General features: G+C 71.5%; 22 protein-coding genes and 1 tRNA gene. 14 read left to right on the top strand and 9 right to left on the bottom strand.

The window, feature by feature from the left end:
* Window positions 1-329: 329 nt before the first annotated feature.
* The 5 genes from AB0C21_RS05370 to AB0C21_RS05390 all read left to right on the top strand — a co-directional run bounded on the left by AB0C21_RS05370 (window position 330) and on the right by AB0C21_RS05390 (window position 5,633).
* Window positions 330-626 (top strand): hypothetical protein, encoded by a 297-nt coding sequence (locus tag AB0C21_RS05370; protein ID WP_500202821.1) that lies wholly within the window; start codon window positions 330-332, stop codon window positions 624-626.
* 928 nt (window positions 627-1,554) lie between these two features.
* On the top strand, window positions 1,555-2,124 hold the full coding sequence (locus AB0C21_RS05375) for a DUF5994 family protein (protein ID WP_500202822.1): 570 nt from the start codon (window positions 1,555-1,557) through the stop codon (window positions 2,122-2,124).
* A 74-nt stretch (window positions 2,125-2,198) separates the two neighbouring features.
* Window positions 2,199-2,630, top strand: a complete 432-nt coding sequence (locus tag AB0C21_RS05380) for an STAS domain-containing protein (protein ID WP_500202823.1) — start codon at window positions 2,199-2,201, stop codon at window positions 2,628-2,630.
* Window positions 2,631-2,817: 187 nt separating this feature from the next.
* A complete protein-coding gene (locus AB0C21_RS05385; RefSeq protein ID WP_500202824.1) occupies window positions 2,818-3,249 on the top strand; it encodes a hypothetical protein in 432 nt (143 codons plus the stop codon).
* Window positions 3,250-4,808: 1,559 nt separating this feature from the next.
* The gene (locus AB0C21_RS05390) at window positions 4,809-5,633 is read left to right on the top strand and encodes a serine/threonine-protein kinase (protein WP_500202825.1); all 825 of its coding nucleotides are present in this window, start codon (window positions 4,809-4,811) and stop codon (window positions 5,631-5,633) included.
* A 564-nt stretch (window positions 5,634-6,197) separates the two neighbouring features.
* Here the strand turns inward: AB0C21_RS05390 and AB0C21_RS05395 are convergent.
* Together AB0C21_RS05395 and AB0C21_RS05400 are read right to left on the bottom strand one after the other, a co-directional pair.
* Window positions 6,198-6,509, bottom strand: a complete 312-nt coding sequence (locus tag AB0C21_RS05395; RefSeq protein WP_500202826.1) for an SPFH domain-containing protein — start codon at window positions 6,507-6,509, stop codon at window positions 6,198-6,200.
* Window positions 6,510-6,561: 52 nt separating this feature from the next.
* Window positions 6,562-7,476 (bottom strand): LysR family transcriptional regulator, encoded by a 915-nt coding sequence (locus AB0C21_RS05400; protein WP_500202827.1) that lies wholly within the window; start codon window positions 7,474-7,476, stop codon window positions 6,562-6,564.
* Window positions 7,477-7,808: 332 nt separating this feature from the next.
* Between AB0C21_RS05400 and AB0C21_RS05405 the strand changes: the two genes are divergently transcribed.
* From AB0C21_RS05405 to AB0C21_RS05420, 4 genes are all read left to right on the top strand, one after another.
* Window positions 7,809-7,970: a hypothetical protein gene (locus AB0C21_RS05405; RefSeq protein ID WP_500202828.1), complete on the top strand. Its 162-nt coding sequence runs from the start codon at window positions 7,809-7,811 to the stop codon at window positions 7,968-7,970.
* Window positions 7,971-8,029: 59 nt separating this feature from the next.
* Window positions 8,030-8,320: a UBP-type zinc finger domain-containing protein gene (locus tag AB0C21_RS05410; RefSeq protein ID WP_500202866.1), complete on the top strand. Its 291-nt coding sequence runs from the start codon at window positions 8,030-8,032 to the stop codon at window positions 8,318-8,320.
* Window positions 8,321-8,370: 50 nt separating this feature from the next.
* Complete coding sequence (locus AB0C21_RS05415) at window positions 8,371-9,609, top strand: PP2C family protein-serine/threonine phosphatase (protein ID WP_500202829.1); 1,239 nt, start codon at window positions 8,371-8,373, stop codon at window positions 9,607-9,609.
* Window positions 9,610-9,884: 275 nt separating this feature from the next.
* Entirely contained in the window at window positions 9,885-10,142 is a 258-nt protein-coding gene (locus AB0C21_RS05420; protein WP_500202830.1) for a DUF6458 family protein, read from the top strand.
* A 165-nt stretch (window positions 10,143-10,307) separates the two neighbouring features.
* Here the strand turns inward: AB0C21_RS05420 and AB0C21_RS05425 are convergent, their stop codons facing one another.
* The 4 genes from AB0C21_RS05425 to AB0C21_RS05440 all read right to left on the bottom strand — a co-directional run bounded on the left by AB0C21_RS05425 (window position 10,308) and on the right by AB0C21_RS05440 (window position 12,044).
* Window positions 10,308-10,481: a hypothetical protein gene (locus AB0C21_RS05425; protein ID WP_500202831.1), complete on the bottom strand. Its 174-nt coding sequence runs from the start codon at window positions 10,479-10,481 to the stop codon at window positions 10,308-10,310.
* Window positions 10,482-10,598: 117 nt separating this feature from the next.
* Window positions 10,599-10,994, bottom strand: a complete 396-nt coding sequence (locus tag AB0C21_RS05430; RefSeq protein WP_500202832.1) for an STAS domain-containing protein — start codon at window positions 10,992-10,994, stop codon at window positions 10,599-10,601.
* 79 nt (window positions 10,995-11,073) lie between these two features.
* The gene (locus AB0C21_RS05435; RefSeq protein WP_500202833.1) at window positions 11,074-11,652 is read right to left on the bottom strand and encodes a DUF5994 family protein; all 579 of its coding nucleotides are present in this window, start codon (window positions 11,650-11,652) and stop codon (window positions 11,074-11,076) included.
* A gap of 47 nt (window positions 11,653-11,699) precedes the next feature.
* The gene (locus AB0C21_RS05440; protein ID WP_500202834.1) at window positions 11,700-12,044 is read right to left on the bottom strand and encodes a hypothetical protein; all 345 of its coding nucleotides are present in this window, start codon (window positions 12,042-12,044) and stop codon (window positions 11,700-11,702) included.
* 408 nt (window positions 12,045-12,452) lie between these two features.
* Between AB0C21_RS05440 and AB0C21_RS05445 the strand changes: the two genes are divergently transcribed.
* Genes AB0C21_RS05445 through AB0C21_RS05455 form a run of 3 tightly spaced genes read left to right on the top strand, consistent with a single transcriptional unit; the run spans window position 12,453 to window position 13,648 of the window.
* Window positions 12,453-13,091, top strand: a complete 639-nt coding sequence (locus tag AB0C21_RS05445) for a hypothetical protein (protein ID WP_500202835.1) — start codon at window positions 12,453-12,455, stop codon at window positions 13,089-13,091.
* Window positions 13,092-13,117: 26 nt separating this feature from the next.
* Window positions 13,118-13,474: a PRC-barrel domain-containing protein gene (locus AB0C21_RS05450; protein WP_500202836.1), complete on the top strand. Its 357-nt coding sequence runs from the start codon at window positions 13,118-13,120 to the stop codon at window positions 13,472-13,474.
* Between the two features lie 33 nt (window positions 13,475-13,507).
* Window positions 13,508-13,648, top strand: coding sequence for a hypothetical protein (locus tag AB0C21_RS05455; protein WP_500202837.1), 141 nt, complete (start codon window positions 13,508-13,510; stop codon window positions 13,646-13,648).
* A 203-nt stretch (window positions 13,649-13,851) separates the two neighbouring features.
* On the opposite strand, the gene AB0C21_RS05460 is transcribed toward AB0C21_RS05455, so the two are convergent.
* Window positions 13,852-13,927, bottom strand: a tRNA-Lys gene (locus tag AB0C21_RS05460).
* 44 nt (window positions 13,928-13,971) lie between these two features.
* Window positions 13,972-15,258, bottom strand: coding sequence for a cytochrome P450 (locus AB0C21_RS05465; RefSeq protein ID WP_149262027.1), 1,287 nt, complete (start codon window positions 15,256-15,258; stop codon window positions 13,972-13,974).
* Window positions 15,259-15,282: 24 nt separating this feature from the next.
* On the opposite strand from AB0C21_RS05465, the gene AB0C21_RS05470 reads away from it, so the two are divergent.
* Together AB0C21_RS05470 and AB0C21_RS05475 are read left to right on the top strand one after the other, a co-directional pair.
* Entirely contained in the window at window positions 15,283-15,681 is a 399-nt protein-coding gene (locus AB0C21_RS05470; RefSeq protein ID WP_149261695.1) for a PaaI family thioesterase, read from the top strand.
* A gap of 1 nt (window position 15,682) precedes the next feature.
* Window positions 15,683-16,372 (top strand): dienelactone hydrolase family protein, encoded by a 690-nt coding sequence (locus AB0C21_RS05475; RefSeq protein ID WP_500202838.1) that lies wholly within the window; start codon window positions 15,683-15,685, stop codon window positions 16,370-16,372.
* Window positions 16,373-16,432: 60 nt separating this feature from the next.
* Here the strand turns inward: AB0C21_RS05475 and AB0C21_RS05480 are convergent, their stop codons facing one another.
* Window positions 16,433-19,090, bottom strand: a complete 2,658-nt coding sequence (locus tag AB0C21_RS05480; protein WP_500202839.1) for a helix-turn-helix transcriptional regulator — start codon at window positions 19,088-19,090, stop codon at window positions 16,433-16,435.
* Window positions 19,091-19,108 lie beyond the last annotated feature (18 nt).

The raw sequence follows: 19,108 nt of genomic DNA on the forward strand, positions 1-19,108 counted from the left end.
CTGCCCTGTTTCAGAACCGTCGAGCAGACAACGAGCCGACATGGCCGGCAGCAACGGCGACGGAGGTGAGGCGGTGGGAGCTTGAGGTGAGGCTAGGGTCGGGTCTCCGCTCCCGAGGGAGGGAAGAGGGCTGGCGAGGTGATCGGCGCTGCCGCCGCGCCGCCGAAGAGGAAGAGGCCGGAGTCGTCGCCGACGTTCTGGCCGCCTATCGCGCGTCCCTCGTTTCGGTGGTCCTTGCCTTCTCCGTCGGCGCGCCGAGGGGGCTGAGGCGGGGGCCGTACTAAGTTCGGGGGTGAGGCGGGCTCCTGGACTCATGGAGGGTGGGGCTCATGAGCGGTAATGCACCAGAGGTATGGATTTCGGCGGCTGAAGGCGACTTGATCCGTGCTGATGCGATCGTTGTCCTGCGTCTGGACAGGACCGGCCGACTGACCGTGCAGTTGCGCGACGAGGCGAAGGTCAGCGTGTCCCTTCTGGAGGGGGCGCCGGGCGAGGGCCGTCCGCCCGCGGACTTCCATCGGCGGCTGGTGCGGATGATCGCCGAGGTCGCGGACTCTGGTAGCGCGCAGCTGATCAGCGCGCGGCATGTCGACGGCGAGTGGCGCTGGATCAGCGAACCCCTGTGAGCGGAGAGGCACGAAGTGCCTCCGGTGCCACCGGGCTCGCCCCCGGTGCTGCCGGCGATCGAGGTCGCTGCGGTGACGGTCCGCCCTGCGCTGTCTCGTCGCGATGAGTGGGCCCGTGCTTTCGGGGTATGAGCCGACCTCACCTCCGGAATCACGGGCACGCACCCGGGCGACCCGCTCCGGGCCGGCAGGACGATGCAAGGGACAGGACGCGCTGTGGGTGCGACGGATCAGATGCTGCGGTTGCTCGGTCTCACCAAACCGCTCCGGCCCGAACCGGCATCCGGCCCACCGCTGGCGCCCGCGCGGCAAATGCGCGATGTTCTGCAGGCGCTCGGTGTGCCGGCCCATCGTCTCGACAGGCTGCGCTCTCGCTGACCCAGCGGCCACCGTCGGAGCCGGTGGGGCGGTCGGAGCACGGGGCCTCGGCAACTCTCCTCACGCCTGCATTTCTCGCCACGCTAAGTGGCCAGCGGACGTTCTTCGTAGCGCGCTCCAATCCGATCACTACAGATCAGGGATGCATGAGGCGCGTTCATGGGAGATCCGAGCGTGAACTGCGGCGAGCTCGCCAGGCCCGCAGAACCATGATCTACTCGCTCGACACCGTCGCGTGCAGTCCCTTCGAAGCAGGTGGCATCGCCGAGAAAACCCAGGTCGGCCCTGGTGGCCACGGATTCGGCACCCGCGGACGGACGGAAATCTGGGATTGGAAATCTGCCTCCGTCAAACGCTCGGAACCAAAAGACGGGGGGAGAAATGTCGAAAAATTGGGCAGATATTACTCCAGGCCTTTAAAGTGCCGAGGGTTGGCGGTTAGAGTGAATTTATCCGGCAAAGACGACATCCCCGCCCTGGAGGGTGATCCGCCACACCGGCTCGTTCACCGCTCTGAACCGCCTCGCGGTTCCAGGGGGAGGGGAAAACCATGCGGACCACCGCGGAACCGAGAATGATCATCGGCCTTCCGGCGCCCTCGGCCCCCCGGCTCGCCCTGCAGCCGTCCGCCCCGCTCAGGCGAACCCGTCCAGGGCGGGGCCGCACGCTTCTGGACGGCGCATGGTGGCCCCGCTCGGCCGATCCGGTCGCCGAACTGCCCGGGTTGCTGCTGGCCTTGCGGGTCCACGACCCACCCGACGACCAACGGCCGATCAGCCACGTCCTGCTGCGGGCGGCCGACTGGCAGAGCCATCCGCGCCGCCTGCTCGTCGACGGGCCCGACGACACCCGCGAGGTCCTGCTGAGCTGGTTCGACAACCTGCCCGCCGGGCTGCTCACCGCGATCTACGCAGACGGCCGCCGCATCGACCTGCTCACCGTCCCGGCCGCCATCGGCTGCACGGCGGCCCAGGCCGCCCTGGACGAAGCCGCCGATCCCACCGACCATCTGGCCGCCCCCGACCCGCCGGCCGCACCGACCGTTCCAGCCGACACGCATGACGGGCGTGAGGCGGCCGAGCCCCAGAGGGTGGAGATCGCATGGCGGATGACCGCGTGAACCGTCAATGCCGCGCTGACCCGCGGACACGACCGACACGGCCGAACTCATCCACCCCGCTATCGGAGATCGCCATGACCGGCGGCCAGCCCACGACAGTATCCACCCGGTACTCCGGCCACACCAGGTTCACCGCTGTCGGCCGGTTCCGCGCCGCCGCCAGGGCCACCGCGCCTTCCCGCGGACGTCCGGGCATCACCATCGTCGCCCTGCGGGGCGATCTCGACATGGCAACCGCCCCCGCACTGGGCGAGCACCTGCGCGCCGGACTGCTCCAAAGCGCCCGGCTGCTGATCCTCGACCTGAGCGGGGTGACCTTCTGCGACGCGGCCGGGCTGACCCTGCTGATCGGCATCCAGCGCCATGCCACCGGACTCGGCATCACCCTGCGCCTGTCCGCCCCCCGTCCGCAGGTCGCCAAACTGCTGCGCATCACCGGCCTGGACCGCGGCCTCAATGTCCGCCCAGACCCCTCTCCCTGCGCTCCGGATGCCCTTGGCAGCTGATGCTGCCGAAGAGGAAATCCACGGCGCCCGCCAGACCGGCCGCCGTCCGGGCGACCAGGTCGGCGGCCGGTGGACCGGCGTGCTCGCCGTCAGGTGTGGTCGGTGCCGCGGCTTGGCTCGCGCGGCGGGCGGAGCGAGCTCCCCCGCAGGGTCGTCGTCCTTCAATCCAGCAAGGAAGTGGTCTGAGATGCCGGAACACCGGTCCCATCTGCCCGCGGACGGCGGGCCCCCCGACTTCACCGTGCTGGCCGATGGGCTGATCCGCCGGGCGTTCACCGTCAGCATGGACCTGCACCAAGACCTCGCCCGGCTCAGCCCACAGGACGGTGGCCGCCATCTGCCCCTGCGGCAGCGTGACGGTCGGCCCGGCCGACCTGCCGCCGCGGCTCCGGCTCCGGCCCATCGCCAGATGACTCCCGCTGAGGCCGAGCGGCTGCGCAGGACACTGCGGCAGGCGATCGGCGCACTCGACGAGATCATCCACGGCATCCGCGCCGCGGCGCTCGCCCACGCCATCGCCCCCCAGGCGCCGCCGGCCCCACCGACCACGATTTCCCCGCCCGACAGGAGACTCCACGCAGTACGTCACCGCCGCTGGACGGCGGAACGGCCACGCTGAGGCCATCGGCAAGCCGAGCGCAGCCGCGGCGTCCCTGCTTTCGGGATGGGACGGATGCCGGTCCTCACCGACGCGGCGCCCGAGTACACCGCCGATGGCCGCGCGCTCATCGCCCTCCCTGCTCGGGATGGACGCCGACGAGTCGCGCGTGCGCCGCCGGCTGGAGGAGATCTACGGTGACACCGCCGGGTGGCAGCTGATCGCCACGTATCCGATCGAAGGCGCTCTTCCGGTGATGCTCCCGCCACTGCGGCCGCGCCGCCCGGTGCGGATGCGTGGAGGACGCTACGTCTGCGGCGACCGCGGCGCCGCCCCGGGACCGAGACAACGGCTCCATCCAGGGTGCCCTGGTGTCTGGCCGCCGCGCCGCCGAACCATGCGGTCGTCACCAGCGGACAGACCTCCTCGGACCCGGCGGGGGCGCATCCGGGGTGGTGGTGCGCTGCCGGTCCTGGCGATGCACCCCCGGCAGGCCATGGGCGCGCATCAGCCGCTCCATGTGCACCGTGCCACCTGCACGTCCTGGCGGCGCAGGATCGGCGGATTTCTGGGCGTGACCAGGGCGGTTGGAGGTCCCGATCGAGCCTGCGAGCCAACCGGAGGACAAAGGGGGGCGTCGCCCCGGTCAGCGCCCTCTGGGCGCGCTGGGCTCCCGTCCGGGGCGTCGCTGCATCGGGGTGCGGAAAGGGTCTTGGGAAACGGGCGATTCGCGCAAAGGCCATCACTAGGGCCGATCACCTGACTTCCGGTGCTCATGCGGTCATCGGTCGCGGTGATGACACTTGTCGTGGATCGACTGTTTCCCGTCCGGCGCCAACGGGATTGGCTTGGGGGGAACGAGGGCCCCTTTCCGCGCTCCTGCGGAAGATATGCCGGGGCCCCTGCCCCGGCCGGTCCGGATGACCGTTGCCGGGCAGCCATCGATTCAAGGCTCGTCTAGGAGCTCGGTCATGGGCATCATCGCCTGGATCATCCTCTGCCTGGTCGCCGGAGTGATCGCCAAAGCCCTGGTCCCCGGGCAGGGACCCCCAAGGACTGATCGTCACCACCCTGATCGGCGCCGCCGGAACGGCCAGCGTTCCGGCCGCTCTAACAGCTGGGCAGGCCGCAGGTGAAATGGCCCTGGGGCGGCGGCGGACCGTGGCGGCCCGGACACCCATGAGCCCGCACTCCGGCCCCGCCCCCGGCAAGTGCGGTGCGTAATGCTGGTTCGGAACGCTTTCGAGCCGGCCGCCCCGGAGGCGGGCTCAGCAGCACCGCCGTTGGGCACGCGACGCACTTCAGGCGCCGCCCGGCTCCGCGCTCAACGCATCCGCCGGCAGGGAGCCACGAGTTCTGTCGGCCGATCACGCCCGAGGGCGCTCGCCCCGCAGGCGGAGACACCGGCGGGCCCGCCCCCACGCGAGCGCGCCGGTGGCGGCCGGGCCGGTGCGAAGCGCGCGCGTTCATCTTCCGGACAGCCGGGGTCACCGATGACGGCCGCTGTCTCCCTGCGGTCTTCCGGGACGCGTGCTCCCACGGAGCACATACCGCGCACGGCATGACGAGAGTGGGACATCATGGAGGCGCTGCGACCCGGCGACCCATCACGGCTTGGCGGTTTCCGGATCCTCGGCCGGTTGGGCGAGGGCGGCCAGGGGATGGTCTATCTCGGTGAGACCGGCGGCGGGAAGCCGGTCGCCGTCAAGGTGATGCACCGCGGGGATGACGAGCGGGCACGGGCAAGGTTCGTCCGCGAGGCGGCCGCCGCACAGCGCGTGGCGAGTTTTTGTACCGCCGCCGTGCTGGCCGCCGAGGTCGATGGTGAGCGACCGTTCATCGTGTGCGAGTACATCGCCGGGCCCTCGCTCCGGGACCAGGTCCGCCGGCAGGGACCGCGCCGCGGTGGTGACCTGGACCGGCTGGCGCTGGGCACGGCCACCGCCCTGGCGGCCGTTCATCACGCCGGCGTCGTGCACCGCGACTTCAAGCCCGACAACGTGCTGATCGGCCCGGACGGGCCCCGGGTGATCGACTTCGGGATCGCGCGGGTGCTGGAGGCGAGTACGAGCGCCACCAGCCAGGTGATCGGCACACCCTCCTACATGGCCCCCGAGCAGTTCTTCGGCGAACGTGCCGGGCCTGCGGCCGACATGTTCGCCTGGGCCACCACGATGGCCTACGCGGCGAACGGATCACCGGCATTCGGCGATGACACGATCCCGGCCGTAATGCGACGGATCCTCGACGAGGATCCCGAACTGGGCCGGCTGACGGGACGACTGCGCGCCTTGGCGGCCGCGTGCCTGGCCAAGGATCCGGCCCTGCGGCCCAATGCCGGCCAGGTGATGTGCGACCTGCCTGCGGCCGCCGCCGACTGCCGGCGCGCACTCGCAACCGGATGAGGGGCTGCGGCGAATCTCCGCTTCTGCACGTCTCGCTTCGCGGTTCGCCGATCGGCCCGTGCGCTCCGTACGAGAAGGCCCGGTACGCGGCATCGCCGCGTAATCGCCGCGTACCGGTCCGTGGTCGAGTCGCGGGGCGGCTCAGAGGGTGAGGATCTGGTCCAGCATCTGGTGGTACTGCCGCAGCCCGATCCGGAGCCGCTCGGTGTCACCGCTGGAGATCTCCTGCTCGAGCGCGTGCTTGCGTTCATCGAGATCGTCCGGGGCCGCCCGAGTTGCCCTTCCAACGGACGGCCCCGGAGAGATCCGGCCGGTCCCCCGACATGGCGGATCACTGCTCAGTGAAGATGATCCGTCGAGTGATGGCTATGAGGTATTCGAGTATGGCTTATCTCTTTCAGAGCTTGCCGGAGTCGCATCGCCCGGATGCGGAAGGGGGCGCGGCCGACCGGTGATCATCGCGGTGGCGGGGCCGGCGTCATGATGTGAATGGAGTCGGCTGACCGTGTGGCTCAGGGTCGGTTCACCCGAGCGTGAGCGACGGCGTTCCCGATGGGGGCCTTCTCAGGTGGTGGGAGGGGGAGCGGGCGGGTCCACGACCGTGGTCGCGGCGGGTTGCGGGGCGCCGTTGGGTTGCGGGGCGCCGTTCGGCGTGGTGGCGGGGAGGGCGGCGGCGGCCATCGACTCGCCCTCCGCGCTGATGATCTTGGCGCGCTTCTCCCGCTCGGCCTCGGCCTGCTTGGCCATGGCGCGTTTCATGGTCTCGGGGAGCTGGATGTCCTTCAGCTCGACCAGGCTCACCTCCACGCCCCAGGCGATGGTGGTGACGTGCGGCCGCCGGGGGATACCGCCGACACGGTCTGAGCCGATTACCACGACCGATCACCGCGCCGGTCGGGTGGAGGCCGGTGGATCGGTGACCGGCGGGTCAGCCGGCCGGTTGGTCGGCGGTGACGAGCCAGCCGAGCCGTTCGGACATGCCGCGGGCGCAGGCGACGACGGCGCGGACGTGTGGGGAGTCGTCGGCGGCGCGCCACAGGATCGACCAGGGGTAGAACGAGACCGGTTCGGTGAGCGGGCGCCAGATCGTCCCCGGGAGGGCGGAGATGCAGGAGGAGGGCACGCAGTACAGGCAGCGGCCCTGGGCGACCAGGGTGGACGCGGCGCGGATGCTGTCGACGGTGCCCTGGTGCACCGTGGGGGTGAAGCCGGCGGCGCGGCACATCTCGACGGTGAACTGGTTGAACTCCGGGGCCTTCATCTCCTCGGCCAGCAGCAGCGGCTCGCGGGCCAGGGCATCGACGGGCACCGCGTCCAGGTCGGTGAAGCGATGCCCGCGGGGGACCAGGACGCCGAGGCGGTCCTGGCGGAACAGGTGCGAGGCGATCCCGCTGGGTGCCTGTGCGGCGCGGCCTATGCCCACGTCCAGGCGACCGTCGACGAGCTGCTGGTACTGCTCGGGAACCCCGACCTCGACCTGGTGGATCACCAGGTCGGGGTAGCGTGCCTGGGCCTCGTGCAGGATCTGCGGCATCGAGTCGTAGCTGGCGTCGATGATGCCCACCCGCAACGCCGGCGAGGTGCCCTGCGCGGTCCGGGCGACCTGGGCGGCGCGCTCCACGTGGGCGAGGATCTGCCGCGCCTCGACCAGGAACGCCGCCCCCGCAGCGGTCAGGGCGACGTAGTGCGTGGTGCGCTCCAGCAGGCGCACCCCGAGCTCCCGCTCCAGCCGCTGTATCTGCTGGCTCAGCGCGGACTGCACGATGTGCTCGCGGGCCGCCGCGCGCCCGAAATTGAGCTCCTCGGAGACCGCCACGAAATAGCGGAGCTGGCGCAGTTCCACGTCTCCCGCTTTCCGGGCCGGAACAGCTGGACCCGCCAGCAGCGTACATCGCGGCGTGCACCTGAAGCTCTGCATCGCCGGTCGACGGTTATCGCCGCTACTGATGATCCCTGCCCGCATTGCCCGGTTCGGTCCGGCCCAAGGGCGGGCTCAACTGGGAGTAGGCGCCTTCGGCGCTCCCGAGCCCGCCAGCGGCGTTCGAGCCGGTCGTCCCTCACCGGAGGGCATCTTTCTGGAGTCGAAGACCATGACCACGATCGTCCCCGCAGGCGGCCTTCGAAGCGGCGCACCGGACCAGACCCGCGGACCGGGCAGCGTCCGAGGCTCCCCCCATGCCGCGGCCCAGCCTGCACCGCGCCCAAGCCCTCGTGCGCGAGTTCTGCGCCCGCAACGACATCGCCTACCGCGAGACGACCCTCACCGGCTCCTACGCCGAGGTACTGCGTCACCTGCACGCGGTCGGCGGTCCCCTGCGTCCGGAACCGGAGTACTGACCCGCAACGCGACACCCGGAAGGGGAGGTTCGATGGATCACGAGATGAGGGTCCGCGCGATGGCCTCGGACGTGCCGCACAGCCCCAACGGCGCGGCGCCGCGCTGTGAGCATCTGGACGGCTTGACCCCCGTCACGCCACGATCACTTGGTTGTGCGGCGTGTGAGGCACGGGGTGACCGGTGGACGGCGCTACGGCTGTGCCTGACCTGCGGCTGGGTGGCCTGCTCCGACGACTCGCCCGGACGGCACGCGCGAGCGCACTACCAGGAGACCGACCATCCGCTCGCCGCCGCCGTGGAGCCGGGATCGACCTGGAAATGGTGCTATGTCCACGAACGTCCCGTCTAACACTCTCGCTACGCGAAGTTACCGTCCATGCCGGAGGGCACATAGAGGGCGTGGGGGAACTGAACGAGCCCGAGGACGCCGTGGATCGCAGCGAAGGCTTCGGTGAGCGGCTGCTGGGACAGTTGCTGGACCGGGCGCACGAGATGCCGCCCCAGCTCATCGCACCGCTGGTGGCCGAGGAGGTACGCGCGATCGGCGGCCGGGACGTCTCGATCCTGCTGCAGGACTACGCCCAGTTGACGCTGGTGCCGCTGCCGGGCCGGGGCCTCACCGACGGTGAACCGCTGCCGCTGGAGGGCTCCCCGGCCGGGCGCGCGTTCCTGTCGGAGACCGTCGTCGAACAGCGGCAGGCCGATGGTGTGCGGATGTTCCTGCCGCTTCTGGACGGCAGCGACGAGATCGGGGTGATGGCCCTGACCCTCGACAAGGTCGACGATGACGATCGCCGGCTGCTGCGGCGGCTCGCGGGCCTGGTCGCCGACATGCTGGTGACCAAGAACAACTACACCGACCAGTTCCTGCGGGCACGGCGGCGCGTGCCGATGAGCGTGTCCGCGGAGATCCAGTGGTCCCTGCTGCCCCCGCTCACCATGACGACGCCGCAGGTCGCCGTCGCCGGGATCCTGGAGCCCGCCTACGACGTCGCGGGCGACAGCCTCGACTACGCCCTCAACGACGACATCCTGCACCTGGCCATGATCGACGCGATGGGCCACGGCCTGAACGCCGCCGTACTGGCCACCGTCGCCGTGGGCGCCTACCGGCACGCCAGACGCGCCGAGGCCGGCCTCTCCGAGCTGTACGCGTTCATGGACACCGCCATCGACGAGCAGTTCGGCCCCGACCACTTCGTCACCGCGCAGATGATGCGCCTGAACATCGGAACAGGCCACCTGCAATGGGTCAACGCCGGCCACCCCGCCCCCATGCTGATCCGCGACCACAAGGTCATCGGCGCACTGGAAGGCCACGGCACACTCCCCGTCGGCTTCGGCGGCTCCACACCCCAGATCAACCACCGCCGGCTCCTCCCCGGCGACCGGGTCCTGGCCTACACCGACGGCCTCATCGAAGAGCACACCGCCGGCGGGACTCTGTTCGGCGAGGACCGCCTGATCGCCACCATCGAGCGCGTCGGCCCCGCCAGCGCGACCGCCCAGCAAATGGTGCGCGACCTCTCCCACGCCCTTATGGGTGAGCGAGGCGGAATCACCAGCGACGACGCCACCCTCTTACTCATCGAATGGCGCGGCGGCACCGCCGACCACCTCACCCGGCCCCTCCTGTGACCACGAGACCCGGGCCAGGTGGCGGCCGGGCTAACGGGAGGTGAGGCGGTGAGGGATGGTGCAGATGACGACCGGTCATCTTCTGAAGAGAAGAGACGTTCGGAAATTCCCTGTTTCCGTTGCGGCCGGGGGGCGGTTTGATGGTGCTGAAACGAGCATGCGAGTCCGGTGACCATAAGGCGCATCCGGACCGAATTCACGGCTCGTCCAAGGAGTCCGCTCATGGGCATAGACGCCTGGTTCGTTGATGTGATTTCACCGAAGCGCGGCGTGTGATGCCGATAGCCGGTATCGCTCTCCTCGTGGTCGGCGCGATTCTCGTTTTCGCCGTCACCGGATCCGTGAGCGGTATCGATCTGCACGCGGTGGGCGCCATCTTCATGGTCGCCGGCGTGGCCCTGCTGCTGCTTCCGCTGGTCGTGCGCGGAAGGCCGAGTCCGAAGCGATGGCCGGCCCGCAGCCGCCAAGACGCCATCGACGAAGCGCACGCCAGGCAAAGACGGCAGAGGGTGCCCGATGAGCATGAAGAATGAATACCTTCGGCTGGTGATGGGACTCATCGGCGGCATGGTCATCGCGGTGGCGATCGCCTGCGTGCTCATCGCGGCGGTCGCCGTCGTCGTTTCCTGACAGGATCACCGGTCGGCGGCCGGGTCCCGTTGCCACCAGGCGAAGGAGAAGGTCGTGGAGGACCGCCGTCAGCTGGTCACCGAGGTCCGCTGCCGCCGACCCCAGCCCCCACGCTCGCAGCGCATCGCGAACCGTGCGGCGGACCCGTCCCGCCGCCGCCCTCCCGCGGGCGACCGCCACCGGCCGGTGCGCAGACCGGGACGCGCGGCGGCATCGACGTCGTTCTCGTCGGGGACGCTCACAGTCCTCTCCGATCGGAAACGAGCCCGGACCTGGACGTGCGCCGCAGGGTGGGCCGGTCTCGCGGAACCGGGCTCGGTCTGGTCACATCGCCTCTCTTGTGCCCGGCGCCCATGCGGTCATGCGGCGAGCCCGGCGCGGACTGCCCGAGCGGGCAGGACGATGAGCGCGCGGTCGAGCCCGGTGGCGCGGAGCAGCGCGGCGACCTGCGGGCCGGGGGCGGCCAGGCGCAGGGTGATGCCGAGTCCGGCGGCGCGGCGGCGGATGCCGATCAGCACGGCCAGTCCGGCCGCGTCGGCGGACGTCACCGCGCTCAGGTCGAGTATCAGCAGGCGGCCGCTGGGCCGCAACGCGCCGATCAGGTGTTCGCGCAGCGCCGCGGCGGCGGCACCGTCCAAGGCGCCCGACAACGCGACGATGGTGTGACCGGGGCGCCGGTGGGCGGGCATCCGCACCTCGTGGGGGCCTCGCACGAGATCTGCGTCGGCGGGCGGGGCGGTGGTGAAGGTGGTCATGGGGATCTCCGTTCGGAGAGGGGGCGGAGGTTCCGTGCCCGGGCGGCCGCACGACGGGCCGGCCGGGCAACGGGTCGGATCAGCAGGGCGCCGGGTCTCCGCGAAGTCGTCCGCCCTCGGATTCCCAGGCGTCCTCCGAGGCGTTCTGGGTGCCGGCCCGGTCCGGTCGGCCGGGCGCCGCGGTGAGGGCCGCCAGCAGGCCGGGGGTGTGCAGATGGTTGGCGGGGTGGGACGCCAGTTCCATCACCGCCTCGGCTTCGGTGCGGGTCGTGGAGACCGGGACGGTGAGCAGGTCAACGCGCCGCCCGTCGGCGTGAATCGCGGTGAGGAGCCCGGCGGGGAGTGAGTCGAACCAGCTCAGCCGCACCACCCGGGTGTCGGCCGGACCGTCGATCCGCAGCCGGCGCGGTCGGCTGTCCCAGTCGTCCACCCGCAGCAGGACGTGGGTGATGGGACGGTGGTCGTCGATGGGGCCGTGGTCCTGCAGCGCCAGGACCAGCCCCGGCAGCTCCGCGACCGGGTCGGCCGAGCGGGGCCACCAGGCGCCGTCCAGCGCGGTCCGCACCGAACCGGGAGGAGCCGCGGGGCGCAACCGCAGCCGTGGCGTCGAGGGTGGTGACAGGCTGATCGTCGTGCGGCGTTCCGTGGTGGTCCACATGGCCGGCACCTTCTTCTGGCTTTCGATCGATGCGGCGAGCCGGTTCCTCATCGGAGGCGCTCGCGGGTCAGCGGCCGCAGTTGGGTGAGGCGGGCGGTGCCCAGAATCAGGGTCACCGCGATTCCGGCGGCCATCGCGGCCAGGAGCACGACCGCCAGCGGCAGGACACCGCTCATGCCGGCGAAGGAAATTCGCGCGTCGCCGGTGTTGCTTACCACGACCACCATGAAGACGGCCGAGACGGCCCACATACCGGACCACGCCACGCTGGTGCGGGTCACCGTCACCGTCTGCGGGGCCGACCGGGTCTTGTGCTGACCGGGCGAGCCGGGGCCGGGCTGGAAGCCCGCGCCGGGACGGCCGCTGGTGCGAGGCTCGTACGAATTCGGCATGACTCCCCCTCTCGGGGGCGAGCCGGTGTGACGGAACAACCTCAGAATGAGGACGTCATCGTTGCCGGATAATTTGATCCTACCCGACGATTCTTGAATGTTTGCAATTATCTAAAGAGATTTCTTTGGAAGGTGCGCAGGGGCAAGGCATCAGGATTCAAAGGCATCAGGATTCATTCGAGCTCCGGGCGGGCGGTCATCGGTGCAAGTGATGGAGTGTGCGCTCTCTGGCTGTTTCCCACCATCAGGCCGTCCGAGTTGAATGAGAAGCAGCCGGTCACCGCTGGGGGGCTGCGCCCGGCTGGTCCAGGACCGTCCGCTCCTCCCCGAGCCGGCCGGCCCTGGGCCACGGCCGACCCGTGGTGAGGCGAGACCTTTGGCCGGGTTGCTGAACAGGAAGTGAACCCCATGACCGTCCGAGACCGGATCTCCCCGATCCGAACCTCGAAATGCAGCACCCCTCCCGGCGCGCCGGACTGGGCCGACCACCAACGGCGGCCCTCGAACGCGGACGCCGCCTCGCCGGCGGTCGTGTCAGTCGGCCTGCCGGCGCCCGCACCGCGTTTCGTCCAGCAGGCGCGCGCCTTCCTGACCCCCCGCCACGCCACCGGCGTGGACGAGTTTCTCTGGCAGTCCAGGGAACGGCCGATGCCCGACCGCGACGCCATCGGCGCGGTCCTCGACGCCGGCGACCGGGCCCAGCACGGAAACGGCGACAGCCCCGAGCCGGTCGAGGTCGCTGCGGCACTGCTGGTGCTGGGCGCGGTCCGCCTGAATCTGGACCAGACCGAGGCGCGCCTGCTCAACACCGCCCAAGCCGCGGGCCTGAGCTTCGAACAGATCGCCGCCGTCCTCGGCCTCGGCGTCGAGGAGACCGAGGAGCGCTACCGGCAGCTCAAACCCCGCCTGGACGAACCGGCCGCCGCGCCATCCCCGGCACCGCCGCCCCGCGCCGGCGCTTCCGGCAGATCCCCCCACCGTCCGGGCACACCGCCCACGGATCAGCCGACCTGGGACGAATTGGACGACGAAGACTGGGGAAACTGATTCAACCGGAAAATGAAGGAGTGCCAATGATCCAGATGGCCGACATCAGGGAATGGCGCACCCGCGCCGTCCGCGACTCCGGCGGCCACAAGATCGGCACGCTGGAGTCGGTCTACGTCGACACCAGCACCGACGAACCCGCCATGGCCACCGTGCGGATCGGTCTGCCCACCCGGCACCGCCTGGCCTTCGTCCCCCTGGAAGGTGCGACCGCCGGCCCCGGCTATGTGCGGGTCGCCCACGACAGGTCGCAGGTCAAGCACAGTCCCGCGATCGGCACGGACGACGTCCTGCCCGCCGAGGGCGAGGAAGCCGTATTCCGGCACTACGGCCTGCACTACGAACCCGGCGCCGGCGGCGAGCGCCAGCTCGCCCGCCGCTGAACACTCGAACCCCGACCGAAGGAGTGAAGGCACATGATGGTCTTCGTCCTCGTGGTGGTCATCGCCGCGCTGGTGCTGGGCATCCTCTTCATGACCACCGGACGGGAAGCGCTCGATGATGCCGCCAGCGGGATGCGAGCCTCCGAATTCACCCCTGCGGGAGGGCGTTGCTGACTGCTCTGGTGGTCCTGCAGTCGGTTCAGTGGGTGGTGTGGCCAGCTTGGGTGGGTGGAAGGTGCCCGGCTTCTAGGCTCGACCAGGGTGGGGGCAGGGCCCGGAGCGAGCCGCCGAGCCGACCTCGAGCCGAGGTGGGGACGAAGTGGGGCAAACGCGGCGGCGGACAAGCCGGGCATTTTCGCGTTTCCCCTGGTCAGGGGTGGTGGGTCGCGTGGGACTCGAACCCACAACCTACGGATTAAAAGTCCGGAGCTCTGCCAATTGAGCTAGCGACCCGTCCCGGCAAGGGTACCGAGATCGGCGGGGGGTTCGCGACGGGGTTAGGGGGCGGGGGCCAGGTGGACGGGGAGGTGCTTCAGGCCGTTCTGGAAGTTGGAGGCCAGGCGGACGGGGGTGCCGGTGAGGGTGACGCGGTGGGGGAGGAGTTCGCGGAAGACGGCGCGCATCTGGGTGCGGGCGAGGTGGGCGCCGAGGCAGAAGTGGGGGCCGAAGCCGAAGCTGACGTGGTCGTTGGGGGTGCGGGCGATGTCGAAGCGGTCGGGGGAGGGGAAGACGGTCTCGTCGCGGTTGGCGGAGGCGTGGTAGACGACGACCTTGTCGCCGGGTTCGATCTTCTGGCCGCCGAGTTCGAGAGGGGCCGTGGCGGTGCGGCGGAAGTCCATGACCGGGGGCCAGTAGCGGAGCATCTCCTCGACGGCGGACGGCAGGAGGGACGGGTCGTCGCGGAGGCGGGCGAGTTCGGCCGGGTGGTCGAGCAGGGTCAGGAGGCCGCCCGGGATGCCGTTGCGGAGGGTCTCGTTCCCGGCGACGGCGAAGAGGAAGAACATGTTCTCGAACTCGTGCGTGGTGAGCCCGCCTTCGAGCATGCGGGACATGATGTCGCCGGACGGGTGGGAGCGCTTCTCGGCGGCGAGGGCGTGGGCGTAGGCGAACATGTCGGCGAGGGCCGTGTAGGAGCGCGGGTTGATGGGGCGGCCGTCGGGGCGGACGGTCTCGGACGTGCGGTACTTCATCGCCTCGCGGGCCATGGGGGTCATCGAGGCGGCGTCGGCGGTGGAGAGGCCGGCGTAGTCGGGGTCCTGGTAGCCGATGACGCGGGACGCCCAGTCGTACAGGAGGCGGCGGTCGGAGTCGGGGACGCCCATGATGTGGGCCAGCGTCCAGACGGGGAGGTCCGCGGCGAGTTCGACGAAGTCGGTGTCCTCGCCGAGGGCGGACGCGACGAGGGTGCGCGCCCGCTCGTTGATCGTGTCCTCCAGGGCGCGGACGGCGCGGGGGGTGAACGCGGCGGCGACGATGCGGCGGAGGCGGGAGTGGTCCGGCGGGTCCTGGTTCAGCATCATCGCGCGGACGAAGGCGAGGTCCTCGGGCGTGTCGGGGTCGCGGATCTGGGTGGCGCCGAGGTTGGAGGAGAACAGCTCCGGGGAGCGCAGGACGTGCTTGACGTCGGCGTGCCGGAAGACCGCCCAGTAGCCGGGGCCGGCGGGCCAGGGGCCGACGGCCGGTTCGCCGATCCAGGCGACCGGTGACCCGGCGCGGAGCTCGGCGAAGGTCGCGTAGGGGACCCCGGCGGCGTAGGTGGCGGGCAGGAAGATCTCCTCGTGCATGCCCTCAGCGTGCATCATGTCGGGGTGACGTTGAAGCCTGAAGAGATCCTCCGTGACAACTTCGCGCCCTGGGTGCTCGATCTGGGCCTCGTGCCCGAGGAGGTGGGGGACGGCAGGGCGGTGCTGCGGCTGCCCTGGTCCGACCGGCTCGCCCGCGAGGGCGGCGCGCTGTCCGGGCAGGCGCTGATGGCCGCGGCCGACACGGCGGTGGTGCTGGCGGTGTCGGGGGCCAAGGGGGCCTTCGTGCCGATGACGACGGTGCAGCTGAGCACGACGTTCCAGCGGCCCGTCATCGGACGGGACGTGCTCGTCGACGCGGAGCTGTCGAAGCTGGGCCGGACGCTGGCGTTCGCGGAGATCGACATGACGGCCGACGGGAAGACCGTCGCGCATGCCAGCGCGGTTTACGCCATCATCGGCTGACATGACGCGTATTGAGAAGGTTGTCGTTCCGGACGGCGAGTTCGACCTGCGGGTGTGGGGGACGCGCGGTCCCGGGATCCTGCTCCTCCAGGAGATCTTCGGCGTGGGCGACTACATGGAGGCCGTCGCCGAGGACCTGGTCGCGCTTGGGTACGTCGTGGCGGCGCCCGACATGTTCTGGCGGATCGAGCCGAACTGGACGACCGCGCACAACGAGGAAGCCCTGCCCAAGGGAATGTCGATGGTCTCCCAGTTCGACTGGGAGAAGGGCGTGGGGGACGCCGTGGCGGCGCTGGGGGTCCTCAAGGGCCTGCCGGAGGTCGGCAAGGTGGGCGTCCTGGGGTTCTGCTTCGGCGGGACGCTCGCGTACCTGGTGGCCGCCAACGCCGAGGTCGATGCGGTGGTCTCGTTCTACGGGTCCGGTGTGCCTGACATGCTCGACCAGCTGGACGCCATCCAGGCGCCCACGCAGTTCCACTTCGGCGGCGACGACGCGTACATCCCCCGTGAGGGCGTCGCCAAGGTGGAGCGTGCCGTCGAGCAGAAGGACCACATGGAGATCCAGGTCCAGGAGGACGGCGGGCACGCGTTCCACAACCGCAAGGCTCCGATGTTCTACCAGCCGGAGCCTGCCGCGCGCGCTTGGCGGCTCACAGAGGAGTTCCTCGCCCGGACGCTCCCCGTCAGCTAGCGGATCGGGCAGTGGGCGGCGTCCAGGGCGTCGCCCACTGCGAGGCCTGGGCCGGAAGGCTCATGCGGGCTCCGGGAGGAGCCGGGACAGCTCCTTGCGCGAGGAGATGCCGAGCTTGGGATACGCCTTGTAGAGGTGGTACTCGACCGTGCGGGGGCTGAGGAACAGCTGGGCGGCGATGTCGCGGCTGCTGATCCCCTCCGCCGCGAGCCGGACGACCTGCAGTTCCTGCGAGGTGAGGCGGTCGAGGAGGTGCGCGGCCGCCGGCGTCGAGGCCGTCCCGGCCTCGCCGGTGGCCCGCAGTTCGCCGCGCGCGCGGTCGAACCAGGGGGCGGCGCAGAGCCGTTCGAAGGTCTCGGCGGCGGAGCGGAGCGGGTCGCGGGCCTGCGACCGGCGCCTGCAGCGGCGCAGCCACTCGCCGTAGAGGAGTTCCGTGCGTGCCCGCTCGAACGGGCGCATCGACTCCCGGTGGAGTTCCACGGCCTTCACGTAGGGCTCTTCGGCGTCGTCAAGGAGCGCCTCGCACCGGAGCGCGACGGCCAGGGCCCAGGGCTGCTTGCTCGCCTCGGCCCAGGCTGACAGGTCCTCGTACGCCGTGCGGGCCTGGTCGGGGCATCCCGCGCGGACGGCGGCCTCCACCAGGTCGGCCGCGAAGAGCACGGCGTCCGCGCCGTACCGGTGCGGGCGGGCGGCGGCCTCCAGGTGGCGCAGCGCGTCGTCGTACCGGCCGAGGCCGAGATGGAGCAGGCCGCGCGCGGCGGCGAGCGGTCCCGTGTCCGGGGCGGGCGCGATGGCGGCCAGCTCGCGCAGCCGGTCCTCGTCGCCCTCGATCGCCGCGATCCTGGCCAGGACGGCGCCGTACCGCCCCTCCGGGTTCGGCAGGCCCGTGGCGCGGGCGAGCGCGACGGCCTCGGCGGCGCTGGACGCGGCGTCGGCGTGCAGCCCGGCGGCGAGCCGGGCCCGCGCCTGGGTCCGCAGGACGGCGGGGAGCGCGCCGATGAGGCTCTGCCCGCGGCGGTGGGCGACCTCGGCGGCGGTCAGGTCGAGGGCGGCCTCGTCGTCGCCCAGTACGAGCGCGAGCTGCGCGGGCTCGAGGTCGTCGGCAGCGGGTCCGGCGGGGGCGGCGGTGCGCGCCTCGGCGACCACTCCGGCGAGCAGCGGCAGGCCGCGCGCGTGGTCGCCGTCCGCCAGCAGGGCGAGGCCGCGCACCGCGTCGTCCTCGGGCAGCAGCTCGGCCGCGCGGCGCAGGGCGGGCGTCTCCCCGGCCGCCCACGCGTAGGCGGCGCCGGTGCGGAGCATCGCGGGGCGGTCGGCGGGCGCCGCTCGGGACGCGTGCTCGACCAGCATGCGAGCGGCGACGCGCGGTTCGCCGCGCTCGTACTCGACGGCGGCGAGGACGCGGCCGAGCCGCGCGTGCTCGGCGGGGTCGGCGGTGAGCTTCGCGGCCTGGGCGGCGAGGTCGCCGGCCTGGTCGGGCTGCCCGGCCCGCAGCGTCATGGCGGCCGCGGCGCCGAGCCGCGCGGCGCGCGCGGCTGGGGTGGGCGAGAGCTCCGCCGACTGCCGGTAGAGGGCGGCGGCGGTCGGGTGGGCGGCGCGGTCGCGGGCGCGCGCGGCGGCGTCGGCGACATCGGCGGCCACGTCCTCGTCCGGTGCGAGCGCGGCGGCCGCCCGGTGCCGGGCGCGGCAGCCGGGCTCGTCGGAGGCATCGGCGAGGGCCCGGTGGACGGTGACGCGCCGTGCGGTCGGCGCGCCCTGGTAGACGGCGGCCCGGATCAGCGGGTGGCGAAAGGCGATCATCCGGCCGGTCACCTCGACCAGCCGGGCGCGCTCGGCCTCGGCGAGGTCGTCGAGTCCGACGCCGAGCGCGTCCGCGGCGGCGAGCATGGCCGGCATGTACCCGCGGCCCTCGGACGCGGCGACCAGCAGCATCAGCCGGGCGCGGTCGGTGAGCCGCCCGATCCGGGCCTGGAAGGACACGACGACCCGGTCGGTGACCGGAAGCGGGCGCGGGCCGTCCGGCGCCCGGTCCGCGGTGGCGGCGAACTCCAGCAGGGCAAGGGGGTTGCCGGCCGATTCCAGGAGGACCCGCTCGCGGGCGGAAGACGGCAGGTCGCGTTCGGAGAGGACGCGTTCGGCGTCGTCCCGCTCCAGCCTGCACACGGCCAGTTCCGGCAGTCCCGTGCCGGTGAACGCCTCGTCCCTGGTGGCGAACAGCATCACCACCCCTTCGGCGGCGAGCCGCCTGGCCGCGAACAGGAGCGCCTCCTGCGTCGCGGTGTCGAGCCATTGGGCGTCGTCGACCAGGCACAGCACCGGGCCGTCCTGGTCGGCGAGGTCGGCGAGGAGCGTCAGCACGCCCAGACCGATGGTGAACCGGTCCTGGACGGCGGCGCCCGACGCGGGGTCCACCTTGCCCAGCGCGACGCCGAGCGCGGACGCCTGCGGAGCGGGCAGCGCGCAGACCTCGTCGCGGACGGGCCAGAGCAACTGGTTGAGGCCGGCGAAGGCGATGCCCGTCTCCGCTTCGATCCCGACGACCCGGAGCAGCCGTCCTCCCGTCCCGTCCTCGGGGAGGAGTCTCGCGGCCTCGTCGAGGAGCGCGGACTTGCCGATGCCCGCCTCGCCGCGCAGCACGAGGACGCCGCTGCGCCGATGGTCGCGCGCGGCGGCGACGAGCGCGGCGATCCGCTCCTGTTCGGTTCTCCGCCCGTAGAGCACGTCTCCAAACTACGGGGC

Source organism: Spirillospora sp. NPDC049024 (genome assembly GCF_040649235.1).
In the GTDB taxonomy this organism is placed as follows: domain Bacteria; phylum Actinomycetota; class Actinomycetes; order Streptosporangiales; family Streptosporangiaceae; genus Spirillospora.